Source organism: Acinetobacter sp. WY4, assembly GCF_018438165.1.
Classification (GTDB): Bacteria; Pseudomonadota; Gammaproteobacteria; order Pseudomonadales; family Moraxellaceae; genus Acinetobacter.
Genome location: NZ_CP053947.1, coordinates 403687 through 421218, shown reverse-complemented (window position 1 = coordinate 421218; position 17532 = coordinate 403687). Strand labels below are relative to the sequence as shown.

Here is a 17532-nt window from a genome sequence, read left to right as displayed (position 1 = left end):
TTTTAATGCGTTTAAAATACGATCTGGATGTTTTCAGGAAAAGGATGAACATCACAATTTGATCCGCTACCTATACGATCCACTACGAAAAACTCGCTGGGTGCTTCAAGGGTCAATAATGGATGATGCCAGGTTCCGGCACGATAATTTATCCCTTGAGAACCATCACTGATAAATACCTGAATCTGACTAATATCGGGCTGTGTATAATCAAGTTCAGGCGCTACAACGATTAAAAATTGCTGGCCGTGCATCGGAATAAAAGCCTGTGATCCTAGAGGATGCCTTTCCAGCATTGAGATTTGAAAAGGAATTGCCGTAGCTTGCATATTTCTAAAAATACTCAGTCCGACCTTGGTGTCACTTTCTACTTCAGCCAGGGCATGATAACGCTCAGTCTGCTGCTCATTGATATGAAAATAATGATTACCCTGACAGGCAATGACTTCTCCAAAAGGCAGAAAACTTTCAGTGCTTAAAGGCTGTATTTTTATACTTTGCATAGACATATCATTGATCACTCAAGCCAATTTTCCCCAGAGACGAATCCGGCTGATGCCACCGTCCGGAATCATGTTGACACGAATATGGGAAATTTTTTCGTGTTGTAAAATTTCATTGATGTAATGATGAATATGATCCATTTGCATAGGTTGGGCTGCTAACAAAAAAGGCCAGAACATGCTTTGTGGAATGAGTTGCTCATCGGTTGCATCCTCAACATAGATGGCTTGAATAGAAACCTCTGCAGGGAAATTTCCCTTAAAATGGGCGGTATCAATTTCAATTTTCTCGATTCGGGCACTGGCGCCTAAAGCCAAAATGCACCAGTCAAATCCTGGAGCACGACGCCGTTTGGTTTCCCAGCCATCGCCCATGTTAATGCCACGTCCCGGATTAATCAGATTGCGTGGATGTCCAAAATGCGCATCGCTATAGGCAACGACACGGCCACCATGTTCTAGTGCCAAAACATCTAGCATTTGATCACTATCTTGCAGATTGATTTTTACCTGACCATAGACCTTAAAACGTGCAATCCCACCGTCAGGATAAATATTCAAACGGACATGGGTAAATATCTGCTTTGCTGAAATCTGAACAATATGATGCTGGCTGGGGCCCAAGACATTATTTTCTATAATGCTGATCCATTCTGCCTGATCAAGATTTCCATCTGGCGCATAACATGCTTGCACAGCAGCAGAGGCCGGATAATTACCGCTAAAAAAAGTCGTATCAATATCGAGTGCCTGTATTTGACCCGCAACAGCAAGTTTAATGATGGCCCAATCATAGCCCGTGTGGCGCTTGCGACGGGTTTCCCATCCATCCATCCATTTGCCATGCTCATCAAACTTGTCTTCGATAAAGACCGGTGCCTCAAATTGCAACATGCGTTTTGCTTCAGCAAAAAACTCATCTGAACATTCAAGAATTTCTGCGCCAATTCGGGCATCTGCAAGGTTAGTTAACTGCTGTACTGGAGCAGGCAGATCAAAAATTGGAGCTAATAAGGTCGCCATCTTAAATTTCCATCATCATTGTTATACGTCACATGAATATGCACTTTTATAAACCCAGATTTGATTCTGTATTTATAAAAACAGGACATTGAAGGAATTTAAAAGCACAGCGTATGCCAACTTTCGCAATTTTTTTAGTGCATCTTTTTTCAAGGATGGCACGTTTTTAGCATTTTAGCTGGCAATGAAGATGAAATAGCCAGGAGAAATAGATGGAAATTGCAATAATTGGGGCAGGTATGGGCGGATTAACCACAGGAATTGCACTAAAAAAGTTCGGACATCGGGTCACCATCTATGAGCAGGCAGAACAGATTTTACCTGTCGGTGCTGCAATTTCCTTGTGGTCAAACGGGGTGAAGTGTTTGAACTATCTGGGCTTAACTGAGCAGGTTGCAAAGCTAGGTGGCCAGATGAATGACTTAGCCTATATCGATGGTTTGAATGGCGAGGTCATGACGCAGTTTAGTTTGGCGCCGTTAATTGAAGAAGTCGGTCAACGTCCATATCCGGTATCGCGTGCTGAATTACAAAATATGTTAATGGACGAGTTTGGCCGGCAGGATATTCAGCTCGGTAAAAAAATGGTGTCTATTAAGGATAAGGGGCAACACGTCGAAATCGGTTTTCAGGATGGCAGCACTGCCTCTGCAGCATTATTGATTGGCGCAGATGGTACGCATTCTATGACGCGTCAGTATGTATTGGGCAAACAGGTTGAACGCCGTTATGCTGACTATGTGAACTGGAACGGACTGGTTGAGATCTCTGAAGATTTAGCGCCCGCACAGCAGTGGACCACTTTTGTCGGTGAAGGCAAACGCGCTTCACTGATGCCTGTGGCAGAGCATCGCTTTTATTTCTTCTTTGATGTGCCATTGCCCGCAGGTCTGGAGAATCAACGTTCGGAATATAAGATCTTATTAAAGCAATATTTCTCTGGCTGGTGCTCCCAGGTTCAATGCCTGATTGACAGTATTGATGAGCAGAAAACCAATCGTGTCGAAATCCATGATATTGAGCCTTTTAACCAGTTTTATAAGGGTCGTGTGGTAATTTTAGGGGATGCGGCACATAGCACCACACCGGATATCGGCCAGGGAGGTTGCCAGGCAATGGAAGATGCGGTCTATCTGGCACGTGCCTTACAAATTAATACGCTAGGTCTGGAAGATGCCCTGAAACGTTATCAGAATAAACGCAATGAACGCGCCAATGAATTGCTGCTACGTGCACGTAAGCGTTGTGATGTCACGCATATGAAAGATGAGCAAATTACCAAAGACTGGTATGCAGACCTACGGAAAGAACAAGGCCCACATATTATGAAAGGCATTATTAGCAATATTGTGGGTAATCCATTGGATTAAGTCTAATTAATGGCATCACATATCGAGAAACCGCGATTTTAGCCATCGCGGTTTTTGTTATTTAAGTATGAAAATACTACAGTTGCTGTACCTTGCTTTTTAAGGTTTCCATTTGTTCAATCATATGTTTAATCATCAACTGGGAAACGCGTGAAATTTGGCGTTTAGGCGCCACACACAAGGCAATGGTCAGCGGATGCAGCCCTTTTTCAGAGATAGGTTTAAAGACCACTTCATCTCGCTCGACATACGGTAAAACATCGAGATAACTAAAAATTCCAATCCCGGAATTCGCCTTAATGAGAGTATTCATCAGGCGGAGATCATTCGATTCCGTTTTACGTGCAGGTATAAATTGATGATGTTTATACAATGCCTGTACATAATCATGAATAATCAGGGGGTCGGCCGGAATAAAATGGTTGTCATTCAAGGTATCTGAAAAATAAATCTTTTCTGCTTGAGCAAGAGGATGAGACTTACCCATCACAAAACCTAAAGGCAGTTCCAGAAAATGGAGGACTTCAATATGTTGATGGGATTTTGGATTCAGGATCAGGCCAAAATCCAGATCTGCCTCAATCACTTTTTTGGCTACAATTTCACTGTCTGCAACCCGGATATTAAAATTAATCCAGGGATAATGTTCATACATATATTGCACGGACTGCATGACAAAACCATCATTCAAGGCAGAAATTAAACCAAATTCGATGGTCCCACGCGTAAGCCCCTGAATTTCATCAAAGCGAATCCGGGTTTGCTGGAATTCTTTTTGCCATTTTATAACATCGGCATAGAGTAATTCGCCCGCCAGTGTCAGTTTTAAACCATTGGGCAAGCGCTCAAATAACATAATTCCCAGTTCTTCTTCAGCCAGAGCAATTTGCCGATGTACTGCAGACACGGAAATGAATAATTGATCTGCGGCCTTGCGTAAACTTCCCGTTTTTGCCACCGCGATAAAATATTCTGAAAATCGGGAAAAAGGCGTATTCATCAATTTAGTCAAGCAAGTACCACCTTTTATTTATATCAATATTTGAGATAAACGTGTTTATGCGAGTTTTATGCCAAAGAAGGTAGCTTTAATCGGCAAGTACATTTGTACATGGTTGATGTGTTCTAATTTTAAGAATGAATAGTACGAATCATTCTAATAGACAGAATGACAATAAATTAAGTAATTTCAATCATAAGCAAAGCCAAAATTGCACAGTTCTGTACTGTTCAAGGCCTGTAAAAAGAGACCATCCACAGTAAGAATATAGGTTTGATATGAACGCCATTCCAGTCATCAATTTATTCAACAAACCCTGCTATAGCCAGTTTGATGATCAGGACTGGGACATTCTGGCTCGTCACTGGTATCCGGTTGCACGGATTCAGGACGTTTCTACCCAACCGCAACAAGTGACCCTGCTTGATGTCAAACTGGCATTGTACAAAACAGAAAGTGGCGATATTCATCTGGTCCGAGATATCTGTCCACATCGGGGTGTACCCTTAACCAAAGGCTGGGTTTCGGGTGAAAATCTGGTCTGTCCTTATCATGGTCTACACTATAATGGCCAGGGAAAATGTATCAAAATTCCTGCACAACCCGATCTGACCAACATTTCTGAGCGTTTTTCTCTGACTAAATTTCCAGTAGTTCAAAAATATGGCTTGATCTGGACCAGTATTTTTGGCCGTGACGAAGCAAAAGCTAATTTCCCTGTTTTAGCTACCTGGGAGATGCCAGATCATCAGGCAATTTTACCTCCATTTGTGGATATTGCCGGTTCAAGTGGCCGTCAACTGGAAGGCTTTATTGATGTTGCACATTTTGCCTGGGTTCATCAGGGTTCTTTCGCAGATCCTGGAAATCAGGTTGTACCCAAATACACGACAGAACGTACAGATTACGGCCTGCATACCGAATATGTCAGCAGTGTCAGCAACTATCCACATGGTATGCAAGATTTAGCACCAGAAGGCTTTTTGTGGAAACGTGTATTTGATGTCTATCCACCGTTTTCTGCAGTGCTAACCGTACATTTCCCAGAACAGGGACAATTAAAAATTCTCAATGCCTGTTGTCCGGTTTCACACAATAAAACCCGGTTATTTGTGCCGCTGACACGCAACTTCGATACCACAGGAGATTTACAGGCGGTATATGACTTCAATGCACAAATTTTTGCCGAAGATCAGGACATGGTGGAAAGCCAGAAACCTGAAGAATTACCGCTCGATATTTCCATGGAAGCGCATTTTGAAGCAGATCGCTCTTCAACGACCTATCGTCGAATCTTAGCCGAGTGGGGATTAAGTAAACGTTATGTTGTCTAATATATTTTAAAATTTAAAAATATGGATTAAATTTTAAACAGAAACCCTATATTTTAATATAGTGGTTTTTATTTATATTATTTTTGAATGATTAAAATATTATTTATATCTCCTTATTTCTTAATTAAAATTGATTAATATTTTCAAAATTTGAAAATTAAAATAAATCAATCTAGGCAAGCTTCGATTAGCGAGTTCCAATCTCCTTCAATGAGGAGAGAAAAGAAAAATATCTGTAAGACATTAATCTTTCGGTGCATTACAGGCTAAATCCAATTATTAAAAAATACTATTAATCTATTTTAATATTAATAGCTTATATCAAAAACAATTCCACTCCCTCAATGAGTCTCAATACATGATTCTATCATCTACATCTATCTTTGCTCATGAAAAATATGAAGCTTGGATTAAAAAAAGGAATGCGCAAATTTAAGGCATTTTATTTTATCGCACCACTAATAAGCAAAAATAAAAAAATAAATCCATTTGATAAATTAAATCCCCTATCAATCATAAAATAAGCTTTTATAAATTTAATATCATTACGCCTTAATTAAATTATAAAAACAAAAAACATTTTATTTTAAAACCCTATTTTTATTATTTTTAATAAAAACTGGAATGCTTATTGCTAATTATATATTGAACAGACTGAGCACATTTGAGTGAAGTCATTTTAAAGCATGTGTTGTATGACACAGAACAACCAAGAGCAGAATAAAATGAAAGAAAAAAATAGCTTCAAAACCGGATTGAAAAAATTGGTAGGGGTGTTAATGGCAAGCGGTATGATGAGCATGGCCGCTGTCGCCAATGTTCAGGCCCAAGATAAAGCCGCATTTGTTTATATTGGCCCAACCAGTGACCATGGCTGGACCTATTCTCATGATCAAGGCCGGATTAAGGCTGAAAAAACCCTCGCAGGAAAATATAAAACCTCTTATATCGAAAATGTCCCTGAAACAGCAGATGCCGAACGTGTGATCCGCAACCTGGCACAACAAGGCAATAAAGTCATTTTTGCGACTTCGTTTGGCTATATGAATGCAATGGAGAAAGTATCCAAGCAATTTCCCAATACAGTATTTATGCATGCAACCGGTTATAAGCAGGGCAAAAACTTAGGGGTCTACGATGTCCGTACCTATGAAGGTGCTTATATGCTGGGTGTGGTCGCAGGGCAAAAAACCAAAAATAATGTTTTGGGTGTAGTTGCGTCTTTTCCGATTCCTGAAGTTATCCGTAATATCAATGCCTATACCCTCGGTGCACAAAGTGTAAATCCAAAAATTAAAACCAAAGTCATTTGGGTGAATTCATGGTTTAACCCGGGCAAAGAACGTGATGCAGCCTTGGCTTTGATTGCTCAAGGCGCAGATGTGTTGATGCAAAATACCGATTCTCCAGCAGTGGTACAGGCGGCTGAACAAAAAGGTGTCTTTGCTTTTGGCTGGGATTCTGACATGAGCAAATTTGGCCCTAAAGCGCATCTTGCTGCATCGGTTTTACATTGGGAAAAAATTTATACTCCGGTAATGACGCAAGTCAGCAAGAAAACCTGGAAACCAAGTGCAATGTGGTATGGCGTAAAACAAAAAGCCGTCGATATCGAAAGCTTTGGTCCTTCAGTGTCGGCAGCCTCTAAAGCAAAAGCGCTCAGCGTACGTGATGGCATTTTAAAAGGCACACTGCATCCATTTACCGGCCCGATTCATAAACAGGATGGCACATTGGTCTTGGCAAAGGGCAAGCGCCTAGATGATGCGGCACTAAGCAAAATGAATTACTACGTGAAGGGCGTAGAGGGTTCATTACCGAAATAAAGCTTTGTCATTTTGCAATTCAAAAAACTTTAAATACTTTGATGTACTTTCCCGCATCCATCTGAATGCCTGCACGCTTCAGATGGATGCCGCACTGTCACAGCATTGAATAGGGCACTGATGATGACCTCTCAACACGATAGATCTGCTCATGCGCAAGAGTTGAACGCACGTTCTTCTTCAGGTGTACCGCGTTTACAGCTCATCAATATCTGTAAAAGTTACAATTCATTGAAAGCGAATGACCAGATACATTTAACCGTTCAACCTGGGCAAATTCATGCCATTTTGGGTGAAAATGGTGCTGGCAAAAGTACCCTGATGAAAATCATTTATGGGGCAACCAAGGCCAATCAAGGACAAATCCTCTGGAACGGTAAAGAAGTTCATATTGATAACCCGTCGATGGCAAGAAAACTCGGGATTGGCATGGTCTATCAGCATTTCTCTTTATTTGAAACCTTGACCGTGGTGGAAAATATTTTGCTGGGACTGGATGAAAAGATTCATTTAAAAGTCCTGAGCCAAAAAATTATTGAAGTTTCAGAACAATATGGTTTACCCATTGATCCACGCCGCGAAGTACATTCTTTATCGGTAGGTGAGCGGCAACGTGTCGAAATTATTCGCTGCCTTTTGCAAAATCCCGCTTTAATCATTTTAGATGAACCGACTTCAGTATTGACACCACAAGCGGTACGGCAACTGTTTAAAACTTTACGGTTATTGGCCTCCCAAGGCGTTTCAATTTTATATATCAGTCATAAATTACACGAGATCAAAGAACTCTGTGATGAAGCGACCATCTTACGCAATGGCCGTGTCACCGGAAATGTTAATCCCAAAGACAACAGTACCAGTGATTTAGCACGCTTAATGATTGGCCGTGATTTACCGACCTATGTACGCCCTGAATATACAGGTGAAAAACAGATATTATTCCAGGTTGAGAATCTCAATTACCAGTCCGACGACCCATTTGGTGTGTCGCTGAAAAATATCAATTTAAATATTTTTGCCGGTGAAATTGTAGGAATTGCCGGGATTTCTGGCAATGGGCAAGCAGAATTACTGTCTTTATTGTCGGGTGAAAATAGCCTGAAACATGGCCGGATGGTTCTGGATCAAATCGATATTTCCCGATTCAGTTCTGGACAACGGCGTGATTTGGGCCTGGGCTTTGTCCCTGAAGAACGTCTGGGCCGAGGAGCAGTCCCGAACATGACACTGTCCCAGAATGCCTTGCTGACCGCATTTCGGCAGAACCTGACGCAATGGGGATTAATCAAGTTTGCACAATGTAAGCTTTTTGCCGAGCACTGTATTGAAAAATTCGGGGTGAAAGCCAGTGGCCCAGAGGCAGAAGCACGTTCCTTGTCCGGTGGAAATCTACAAAAATTTATTGTCGGCCGGGAAATTTTGCAAAACCCGAAATTCCTGATTGTGGCTCAACCGACCTGGGGCGTTGATGTGGGCGCGTCCATGTTTATCCGGCAAACCCTGATTGATCTCTCTCGACAAGGTGTTGCCATTTTGGTGATTTCAGAAGAATTAGAAGAGCTGTTTGAAATCAGTGATCGTCTCTGCGTGTTGGCCAATGGTGAACTATCTCCAGCGATACCTACTCATGAAACCAATACTGAAAATGTTGGAATCTTGATGTCAGGCATTCCAGGCCATGACACTGCGATCATAGTAGAGGAGCAGCAAGCTCATGCTTAATATAACAAAAAAACAAATATACAGGTTGAGAGGAGAGCGACATGCATTTACTGGAACCGCGTGAACATCCCTCTCAAATCATGAAGTGGCTTTCACCGCTCATTGCGCTGCTAGCCATGCTGATTGTCGGTAGTATTCTGTTTTTAATGTTGGGGATTAATCCCGCGCAAGCCATGTACATCTTCTTTATTGAACCGCTGACATCGTCTTATGGTTGGAGTGAACTGGCAGTCAAAGCCGGACCTCTGATTCTGATTGCCTTAGGTCTGACGGTCGGATTTCGAGCCAAATTATTCAATATCGGTGCTGAAGGTCAGCTCACCATGGGCGCGATTTTTGGCGGTGGTATTGCGATTTTATTTCATGATCACATCGGCTGGTGGATTCTCCCGTTAATGATCGTTATGGGCGCACTTGGTGGGGCACTCTGGGGTGCAATTCCTGCCTTACTGAAAACCCATTTTAATGCTGAAGAAACCCTGACCACCCTGATGATGAATTATGTCGCAGTATGTGTGTTGCTATACCTGGTCAATGGCCCCTGGCGTGATCCGGAAGGGATGAACTTCCCTCAATCGGTGGTTTTTAGTGAGAGTGCGACGCTGCCATTTATTGTAGAAGGCACACGCATTAATACCTCTATTTTTGTCACTTTTTTTGCAGTCCTTCTGTTCTGGGTTTTTATGCGTAAAAGTCTGACGGCCTATAAACTGGAAGTCAGCGGTCAGGCACCTTTAGCTGCCAAATACGCAGGTTTTTCTTCCTCCAAAGCTATCTGGATGAGTCTGGTGATTTCCGGAATGATGGCAGGTATTGCCGGAATCTGTGAAGTGGCTGGACCTATTGGTCAGCTGAATCCGAACCTGTCCCCAGGTTATGGCTATGCAGCGATTATCGTGGCCTATCTAGGGCGTTTAAACCCAATCGGTATTGTGCTGTCAGGCTGTTTTATGGCGCTGATTTATCTGGGCGGTGAAATGGCACAAATGCAGCTACAGCTTCCGGTCGCGATTACCGGTATTTTCCAGGGGCTGCTGTTGTTTTTCCTGCTGGCTTCCGATGCATTAATTGAAAACCGTTACCGGTTTAGCAAAAAAATGGCGTCACCGGTCCCTCAGCCCACAGCAACTACCCTTTAACCCAATGTTGTCTACAGCAAAAGGAAGCATGATATGGCTTTAGAAATAACTGCAATTCTTGCAGGTACTGTTGCAGCAGCAACACCACTGATTTTCGCAGGTCTGGGGGAATTGGTCACACAGCGGACAGGTGTGATTAATCTTGGAGTAGAAGGGATGATGCTGGTCGGTGCAATTGCAGGTTTTGCTTTTGCTGCGCAATATGATGCCAGTGTATTAAGTGCCTTATTGATGGGTGGTCTGGCAGGCATGCTGATGGCCCTGATTTTTGCCTTTTTTACCTTGTCTTTAAGTACCAATCAATCCGCGTGCGGTTTGGCTTTAACCATTTTTGGACTCGGTATCTCTGCATTTTTGGGACAGAACTACGTCAGTATGGCTTTACCGGGTCTGGCTAATTTTAATATTCCACTATTAGCGGATATTCCAGTATTGGGTCCGATTTTGTTCCAGCAAAACTATGTGGTGTATTTGTCGATTTTGGCATTTTTTGCCGTTTGGCTGGTGCTGGCCAAAACCCGTTTGGGCTTATTGCTTAAAGCAGTTGGAGAATCACCGGAAAGTGCGCACGCCATGGGTTATCACGTGTTGGCGATTCGTTATGGCGCAGTACTATTTGGCGGTTTGATGGCAGGAGTTGGCGGAGCATTTCTATCAACCGTCTATACCCCGATGTGGATTGAAAATATGGTCGCAGGCCGCGGCTGGATTGCCATTGCACTGGTAGTATTTGCGGTGTGGAAACCAACACGTTTAATGCTCGGCGCTTACCTGTTTGGGGGCGTAACCATTTTGCAATTTCACGCCCAGGCGCTTGGAATCAAGGTTCCGAACGAGCTGCTTGCCGCATTGCCCTATATAGCCACCATTGTGGTACTGGTCATGATTTCACGGAATAAAAAAGTACTCAAAATGAATTTGCCATCTTCTTTAGGCAAAACCTTCGTGCCATAACCGCAGCCATTCATCATAAATAGAATAGATTTGAGTATAAATCATGAAAATTTTAACAGCTTCCTATGTCCTTACCATGAATGCGCAGAATGAATGTATTAAAAATGGCGCGATACTGATTGAGGGCGACCAAATAAAAGCAGTGGGTACATTGGCACAGTTAACTCAATGCTATACAGAGGTGCTCATTGAAGATTACCCACAAAAGATCCTGATGCCGGGCTTGATCAATACCCATTGTCATTCCGGTTTATTGCGTGGTACGGCTGAAGGATTACCGGTTTGGGATTGGTTACAGCAGTATATTGACCCGATGCACCGGGTGTTGACACCAGAGGATGCGAAAATCGCCTCCTATTTATGTTATGCCGAGGCACTATTGTCGGGAACGACCACCATCGTTGATATGTGGCGTTATATGGACGGAAGTGCTGAAGCTGCGCAAGCATTGGGAATTCGTGCCGTTCTAGTACCTTATGTCGCGGAACATCCGGATCACAATTATTTTGAAACCTTAAAAAGTAATGAGGCTTTAATCAACCGTTGGCATCAGCAGGCGAATGGACGTATTCAGGTTTGGGTGGGTTTAGAGCACCTGTTTTATGCTGAAGCTTCAGCATTAAGCCTCATTGAGAAACTTTGTCAGGATTATCAAACCGGTTTTCATACCCACAGCAATGAAAGCCAAAGAAGCAGGATATCGGTTCTACCACTGAACTGGCTTTTTTGATGACTTATATCATTGGCGCTATTTGTGTGTGGAATATCCCACTGGCTGCAGGGATGGCGGTTCTACTTACGATTATCCTGATGGGCAAACAGACATTGCATCAATTTGCCGGAAAAACGATCCAAAGCTATGAGTTAAGAGATGGCTTACTTTTATTGGCTTTGATATTGATTGCGTTGCCGGTCATGCCCAATAAGCCCTTGTGGGGCGCCGTACTGAATCCCTATATCATCCTTAAACTACTCATTTTAATCTTGATTGTGCAGTCCATGGCACATGTGGCAAAACGAATCCTGTCCAATGATAAGGCCCTTATTTTATCTGCCTTAGCCTCGGGATTTGTCTCCAGTACGGCCACGATTGCCAGTTTGGGCATGCAAGTCCGATCCGGGCGGGCCAGTGCAAAATTAAATGCAGGCGCCGGATTGATCTCCTGTATTACCACCTTATTACAGCTCTTGCTGATTGTTCTGGGAGTGAGCGTAGAGTGGTTCAAGTTCCTGCTGATTCCGAGTTTGGTGGGGATCGGAATTTTATGTATTGCTGCCGGATTCTTGATTTATCGAACTCCCCAAGCGGATAACAGTACGACCATCAATGAAATACAAGAAATTGATAGCCGAATGTTCAGTATCAAAGAAGCGGTGATTATTGCGGTCAGTTTGACCTTAATCCAGGCTGGGATTTACGGCGCGAATCTTTTACTGGGAGATAGCGGCTTAATCTTAGGTACTTTTTTAGCCTCTTTATTTGAAGTGCATGATGCTGTAGCAGGTGTAGTGATACAGGGAAATCGTCATAACCTGACTTTAATTTATGCTGTCATGATTGGACTTGCGGCACATGCGGTGTCTAAAAGTATCAATTCTTTTGTGACTGGGGGATGGAAGTTTTTTCTGTATTTTGCGCCTAGCCAAATTCTACATATGTTAGGGCTTATCTTTATTCTTCTGAGTTTGAAATAAAAGGGAGCTGGTTTGCATATATTATAAAATGATCCAGTCATTTTAAGCCATTTTTAAGTTTCAGATTCTAGGCTAAAGCATCTTAAAGTCTTTGAGCCACGGATCATGCTGAAGCTGTTTTCCCATTCGTCTTTTTTTAGTCAGCGACCTAAAAAGTCGATTAGTCTTTCAGGCTTCAATATGTTGCTGGCTATGTGGCTGGGATTGATCCTAAACTTTGCTTTCTACCAGAAAATTCATGAATTTACACCTTATACCAATCTGAAAGCAGGCGTATTACTGGTCGCTACGGCACTGATTATTATTGCCTTTTACAATCTCATACTACAGTGGCTGAACTGGAAATGGAACGCCAAAATACTGGCCAGCGCCCTGATCATTTTGGGTGGTTTTAGTGCTTATTTTGTCAATAGTCTGGGGGTCGTTATTACGCCTGACCAGATTCAGAATATGCTGCAAACCGATGCCCGCGAAGTTCGAGATCTCTGGTCAATGCGACTGGTCATCTGGACACTAGTATTTGTAGTTTTTCCACTCTGCATCGTCTGGATGCTCAAAATACAGCCTGCATCGACTGGGCATCAGCTGGTGCATAAAAGCCTGAGCAGTGTAGTCTCACTCGGACTGATTCTAGGTTTATTGTTCTGTTTCTATGTCGATTATGCTGCCATCTTCCGCGAGCACCGCGATCTGAAGGGTATGCTTTCTCCACAAAACAGCATCGCGTCTACCTTGTCCTATTATAAAAAGAAAGCACCTAAAGCAAATTTGCCTTTGGTGACTTTTGGCGAAGATGCACATCTGCTACAGCAGGCTCAAATGCAGGAGCATCCCAAATTAATGGTGCTGGTAGTGGGAGAAACTGCACGTGCCGAGAGTTTTGCCTTAAATGGCTATGCGCGTAATACTAATCCTGAACTGAGCAAGTTAGCGGTGATTAATTTCAATCAGGTGAGCTCTTGCGGAACTGCAACAGCCGTTTCAGTGCCTTGTATGTTTTCGGGCATGTCACGTGAAACCTATGATGAACAGCTAGCCAGCCACCGTGAAGGTTTGCTGGATATTGTTCAGCGCGCAGGTTATCAGGTGACCTGGATTGATAATAACTCAGGCTGTAAAGGTGCCTGTGACCGGGTACAAAAGTACCAGATTCCGGCTCAACTGAAACAGAAGTGGTGTGATGCTGGTGGTGAATGTTTTGATGAAATTCTGGTGGATAGCCTGAAAGATTATCTGGCGCATCTGGATAAAAACAACCCGCAACCGCAATTAATTGTACTGCATCAGATGGGCAGTCATGGCCCCGCATATTTCAAGCGTTCCAAAGCGCCGTATCAGCCATTTCAGCCGACCTGTAATAGCAATGCCATTCAGGGCTGTAGTACAGAAGAATTAAAAAATAGCTATGATAATTCGATTGTATATACAGACCATGTTCTTGCCCAAATCATTGAAACTTTAAAGCAGCAGACTCAATATCAGACCGGTTTCTGGTACCTGTCTGATCATGGAGAATCCACCGGAGAGCATGGTTTATACCTGCATGGTGCTCCTTATAGCATGGCGCCCACTCAGCAAACCCATGTCCCGATGCTGATGTGGTTCTCCGATGCCTGGAAGCAGCAGAATATCCAGCAGATCAGCTGTCTCAAAGGACAGACCAACCAAGCCCGTAGTCAGGATCATCTTTTCCCCAGCTTATTACGCTTGCTGGATATAAAAACGCAAGTGATTGAAGCTAAAAATGATATGCTTGCACAATGCTCACCATCCTTAAAGAACAGAGCTTGAAATGCATAAAATACTAATTATTGAAGATGACTTTATGATTGCCGAGTCGACTGAAACATTGCTCAAGCTGCATCAGTTTGAGGTGTACTGGGTCAATAATGGGATTGAGGGTTTAAAACAGTTACAGCAGCAGGTCTACGATATTGTCCTGCTCGATTTAGGCTTGCCGATGATGGATGGCATGCTGGTGCTAAAAAATATCCGGCAGAAGTTTCCGAATTTACCGGTGCTGATTATTTCTGCCCGGGATCAATTACAAAACCGGGTGGATGGGCTGAATCAGGGAGCAGATGACTATTTAATCAAGCCTTATGAATTTGACGAGTTACTGGCCCGTATTCATGCCTTAATACGCCGTAGTGGTTTAAAAAATACCGGGATAGATACGAATAAGAAATTATCACACAGTGGGCTGGAACTGGACCTGGAACAGCACATTGCATGCTTTAATGATGAACCGATCGAGTTATCTAATCGGGAATGGTCTATTCTCACTGCACTCCTCATGCATCCTAGCAAAATTTTTTCTAAAAACGATTTAGAAGACAAGCTTTATGATTTTGATAGTGATGTAAGCAGTAATACGGTAGAAGTTTATATCCATCATCTGCGGGCAAAACTAGGAAAAGACTTCATACGTACCATACGTGGGCTAGGGTATCGCTTAGGATGAGCGCCATGCAGAAACGTTATTCCTTGCAAAAACGTCTAGTTATTTATATTTCACTGTTTAGCGTGGTGCTGGGCTGTGTGCTGATCTTTGCTGCATACCGGATTGCGCTCGAAGAAATTAATGAAGTACTGGATAAACAGATGCAAAGCCTGGCAGAGCGCATTTCAGAAAATCATCCGCAGCCCCTGCAAAGTCAAATCGATCTGGCAAAACAATACAGTGAAGAAGATTTATTTGTAGATATCTGGTCCTATACAGATACAGCCACTTCCTTGCATCTGCAGGATGTTCTGGTGGCGCCGGTCAGGAAAGCAGGTTTCTACAAGCATCAAACGCCGTATGGAACCTGGTTAACTTATATTATTCCTGGTAAGCAATTACAGATTCAGGTGAGCCAGCAGCAAAATGTCCGGCAGGAACTGGCGCTGGAGCTGGCAGCCAATATGTTTCTTCCTTATGTGCTTTTTTTACCTTTTGCAGTATTTGGCTTAGGCTGGATGATCCGGAAAAATTTTCAGCCGCTCAATGATTTTAAAACTGAATTGGCCAGCCGCAAGGCACAAGACTTAAAGCCAATTGCAATGAAAGATTATCCCTTGGAGCTGGAACCGACCATTCAGGAAATGAATTATTTGTTTGGCCGCATTTCTCTGGCCCAACAGGAACAACGTCAATTTGTAGCAGATTCTGCCCATGAATTACGCACGCCACTGACAGCACTAAACTTACAGCTGCAAATTTTGCTACAGCAGTTCCCTCAGAGCGAGTCTATCCATAATTTGAGTCAAGGCATTTTGCGCATGCAGCATCTGGTCAACCAGTTATTAAGTCTGGCCAAACAGGATGTGACCGAAGGTTTAAGCGAACCTGTTCAATTGCTATCACTGAATCAAATGACAGTCACCTGTATCGAAGAGCTGATTCAACTGGCGCTACAGAAAGACATTGATTTGGGCGTAGAACAGCAGCAGGAACTATTGATTCAGGGCCAAGCTTCGGCCTTGCACTCGATTATTTATAATTTAATTGATAATGCGATTAAATATAGTCCGAAGGATGGCGTGATTAATGTGTCGATTTTCCAGCAAGGCCATCAGGCAGTTTTACAGATTGAAGACAGTGGTGCAGGGATAGATCCCGCTCAATTCAATCAGATCCGGCAACGCTTCTACCGGATACATAACCATGCAGAAATTGGCAGCGGTTTGGGTTTATCCATTGTAGATAAAGCCACCGAGCGCTTGGGTGGAACACTAGAATTTTCGCGAAGTGTCAATCTGAGTGGCCTTTGTGTACAGGTCAAGTTTCCTTTGGCCAAAGCCTAAGCAAATAGGCTTCTAGTTTTTGGAGTTAAGGTTGCCTGATACTAGAGCGTATAGGAGTGGTCTTTTCTATTGGTAGTTTGTGGCTAAACAGCGTATAGCCAATGACATTGATGCACCAGATAATCCAGCCAGTCCATAAATTATGACTCAGGAAATGTGCTCCGCGCATCATTTGTGCCCAGCCCATGGCCAACCCTAAAATTACTGCAGCGATCAGAAGAAAATAAGCACGCTTGCGGTTAGAAATACGATAAACAAAATAGCCGGCCATTAACGCAAAACCACTAGATGCATGCCCGCCAGGAAAACAGTGGCCTGCAGTGGCACTAAAATCCCACAAAATCCCATTATGGGTAGGTATGGTCATATCCCAGGGACAGGCATGGGCTGACTGGGATTTTAAAATTCCGATCGAGGCTGTGGTCAGCACTACCATGCTAAAAAAATAGCCAAATTCCCAGCGCCGTATATACCAGTTCTGCCATTTCAGTGATGCCAACCAGCCCAGTAATAATGTGATATACACTAGAATCAGCAGGTCTTTAACATAGCGATGATTGAGTTCTGCCAGTGCCCATTGTTTTCGAAGGGGAAATTGACCCTGATTATCGATAAAGGGATAGATGAGCTGCAAGTCCAGCACTCCTCCAATATCAAAGAAGTTGAGAAGAATCAAAAAACTGAAGATCAAAAGTAAGGTTTGGGTCAGTAAAAACCGGGAACGGTCAGTGATCATTTTTAAGTTGTCCATTTCAGGCAGTAGCAAGAGCAGAGGTCAAATCAAATGACCAGCCAAAATGATGCCCCAGGTCATGGCAATTAAACTGAGTGCTACAAACTGAGCCGCACTGCCCATGTCCTTGGCATTTTTAGACAGTTCATGCCGTTCCATGGAAATACGGTCTACCACTGCTTCTATGGCTGAGTTAATCAGTTCAATGATCAGCGCCAACAGGCACACGGCGACCATGAGTGCTTGCTCAGCTGGACTAACCGGCATCCAAAAACTTAGAGGAATCAAAATAAGGTTGATCAGCAGAATTTGCCGGAAGGCAGCCTCATTTTGAAAGGCGGTTTTAAAACCAGCCAGGGAATAACGGGTCGCATTAAAAATACGCTGCGTTCCTGAGGTGCCTTTATAAGGTGAGCGGTAGGAAGACATAGAACAGTTTCAGTT

14 protein-coding genes and 2 pseudogenes are annotated in these 17532 nt (G+C 43.1%); 11 read left to right on the top strand and 5 right to left on the bottom strand.

What is annotated here, in order from left to right; all coding sequences use genetic code 11:
- Nucleotides 1–11 precede the first annotated feature (11 nt).
- The gene (locus tag G4D73_RS01995; protein ID WP_213687250.1) at nucleotides 12–509 is read right to left on the bottom strand and encodes an ureidoglycolate lyase; all 498 of its coding nucleotides are present in this window, start codon (nucleotides 507–509) and stop codon (nucleotides 12–14) included.
- 12 nt (nucleotides 510–521) lie between these two features.
- A complete protein-coding gene (gene alc, locus G4D73_RS01990) occupies nucleotides 522–1526 on the bottom strand; it encodes an allantoicase (RefSeq protein ID WP_004280253.1) in 1005 nt (334 codons plus the stop codon).
- A 212-nt stretch (nucleotides 1527–1738) separates the two neighbouring features.
- Between alc and hpxO the strand changes: the two genes are divergently transcribed.
- Entirely contained in the window at nucleotides 1739–2896 is a 1158-nt protein-coding gene (hpxO, locus tag G4D73_RS01985; RefSeq protein ID WP_213687249.1) for an FAD-dependent urate hydroxylase HpxO, read from the top strand.
- A 76-nt stretch (nucleotides 2897–2972) separates the two neighbouring features.
- Here the strand turns inward: hpxO and G4D73_RS01980 are convergent, their stop codons facing one another.
- Nucleotides 2973–3896, bottom strand: a complete 924-nt coding sequence (locus tag G4D73_RS01980) for a LysR family transcriptional regulator (RefSeq protein WP_213687713.1) — start codon at nucleotides 3894–3896, stop codon at nucleotides 2973–2975.
- Nucleotides 3897–4174: 278 nt separating this feature from the next.
- Between G4D73_RS01980 and G4D73_RS01975 the strand changes: the two genes are divergently transcribed.
- The 10 genes and pseudogenes from G4D73_RS01975 to G4D73_RS01930 all read left to right on the top strand — a co-directional run bounded on the left by G4D73_RS01975 (nucleotide 4175) and on the right by G4D73_RS01930 (nucleotide 16355).
- Nucleotides 4175–5230, top strand: a complete 1056-nt coding sequence (locus G4D73_RS01975; protein ID WP_213687248.1) for an aromatic ring-hydroxylating oxygenase subunit alpha — start codon at nucleotides 4175–4177, stop codon at nucleotides 5228–5230.
- Nucleotides 5231–5955: 725 nt separating this feature from the next.
- Nucleotides 5956–7056: a BMP family ABC transporter substrate-binding protein gene (locus G4D73_RS01970; RefSeq protein ID WP_213687712.1), complete on the top strand. Its 1101-nt coding sequence runs from the start codon at nucleotides 5956–5958 to the stop codon at nucleotides 7054–7056.
- A gap of 120 nt (nucleotides 7057–7176) precedes the next feature.
- Nucleotides 7177–8778 (top strand): ABC transporter ATP-binding protein, encoded by a 1602-nt coding sequence (locus G4D73_RS01965; protein ID WP_086044850.1) that lies wholly within the window; start codon nucleotides 7177–7179, stop codon nucleotides 8776–8778.
- A gap of 41 nt (nucleotides 8779–8819) precedes the next feature.
- Nucleotides 8820–9917 carry an ABC transporter permease gene (locus tag G4D73_RS01960; protein WP_004280247.1) on the top strand — a complete coding sequence of 366 codons (1098 nt, stop codon included), beginning with the start codon at nucleotides 8820–8822 and terminating at the stop codon, nucleotides 9915–9917.
- Between the two features lie 33 nt (nucleotides 9918–9950).
- A complete protein-coding gene (locus G4D73_RS01955; RefSeq protein WP_004280246.1) occupies nucleotides 9951–10871 on the top strand; it encodes an ABC transporter permease in 921 nt (306 codons plus the stop codon).
- Nucleotides 10872–10914: 43 nt separating this feature from the next.
- Nucleotides 10915–11559, top strand: a pseudogene (locus G4D73_RS01950) (amidohydrolase family protein); the annotation flags it as partial.
- Nucleotides 11559–12566 (top strand): annotated as a pseudogene (locus tag G4D73_RS01945) (DUF4010 domain-containing protein); the annotation flags it as partial. The pseudogenes G4D73_RS01950 and G4D73_RS01945, both read left to right, overlap by 1 nt.
- 105 nt (nucleotides 12567–12671) lie before the next feature.
- Nucleotides 12672–14357 (top strand): phosphoethanolamine transferase, encoded by a 1686-nt coding sequence (locus G4D73_RS01940; RefSeq protein ID WP_213687246.1) that lies wholly within the window; start codon nucleotides 12672–12674, stop codon nucleotides 14355–14357.
- A 1-nt stretch (nucleotide 14358) separates the two neighbouring features.
- Nucleotides 14359–15030: a response regulator transcription factor gene (locus G4D73_RS01935; RefSeq protein ID WP_213687245.1), complete on the top strand. Its 672-nt coding sequence runs from the start codon at nucleotides 14359–14361 to the stop codon at nucleotides 15028–15030.
- A gap of 5 nt (nucleotides 15031–15035) precedes the next feature.
- On the top strand, nucleotides 15036–16355 hold the full coding sequence (locus G4D73_RS01930) for a sensor histidine kinase (RefSeq protein WP_213687244.1): 1320 nt from the start codon (nucleotides 15036–15038) through the stop codon (nucleotides 16353–16355).
- A 25-nt stretch (nucleotides 16356–16380) separates the two neighbouring features.
- Here G4D73_RS01930 and G4D73_RS01925 read toward each other — a convergent pair whose 3' ends face one another.
- The gene (locus G4D73_RS01925; protein ID WP_213687243.1) at nucleotides 16381–17091 is read right to left on the bottom strand and encodes a phosphatase PAP2 family protein; all 711 of its coding nucleotides are present in this window, start codon (nucleotides 17089–17091) and stop codon (nucleotides 16381–16383) included.
- A gap of 39 nt (nucleotides 17092–17130) precedes the next feature.
- Nucleotides 17131–17517, bottom strand: coding sequence for a diacylglycerol kinase (locus G4D73_RS01920; protein ID WP_213687242.1), 387 nt, complete (start codon nucleotides 17515–17517; stop codon nucleotides 17131–17133).
- Nucleotides 17518–17532 lie beyond the last annotated feature (15 nt).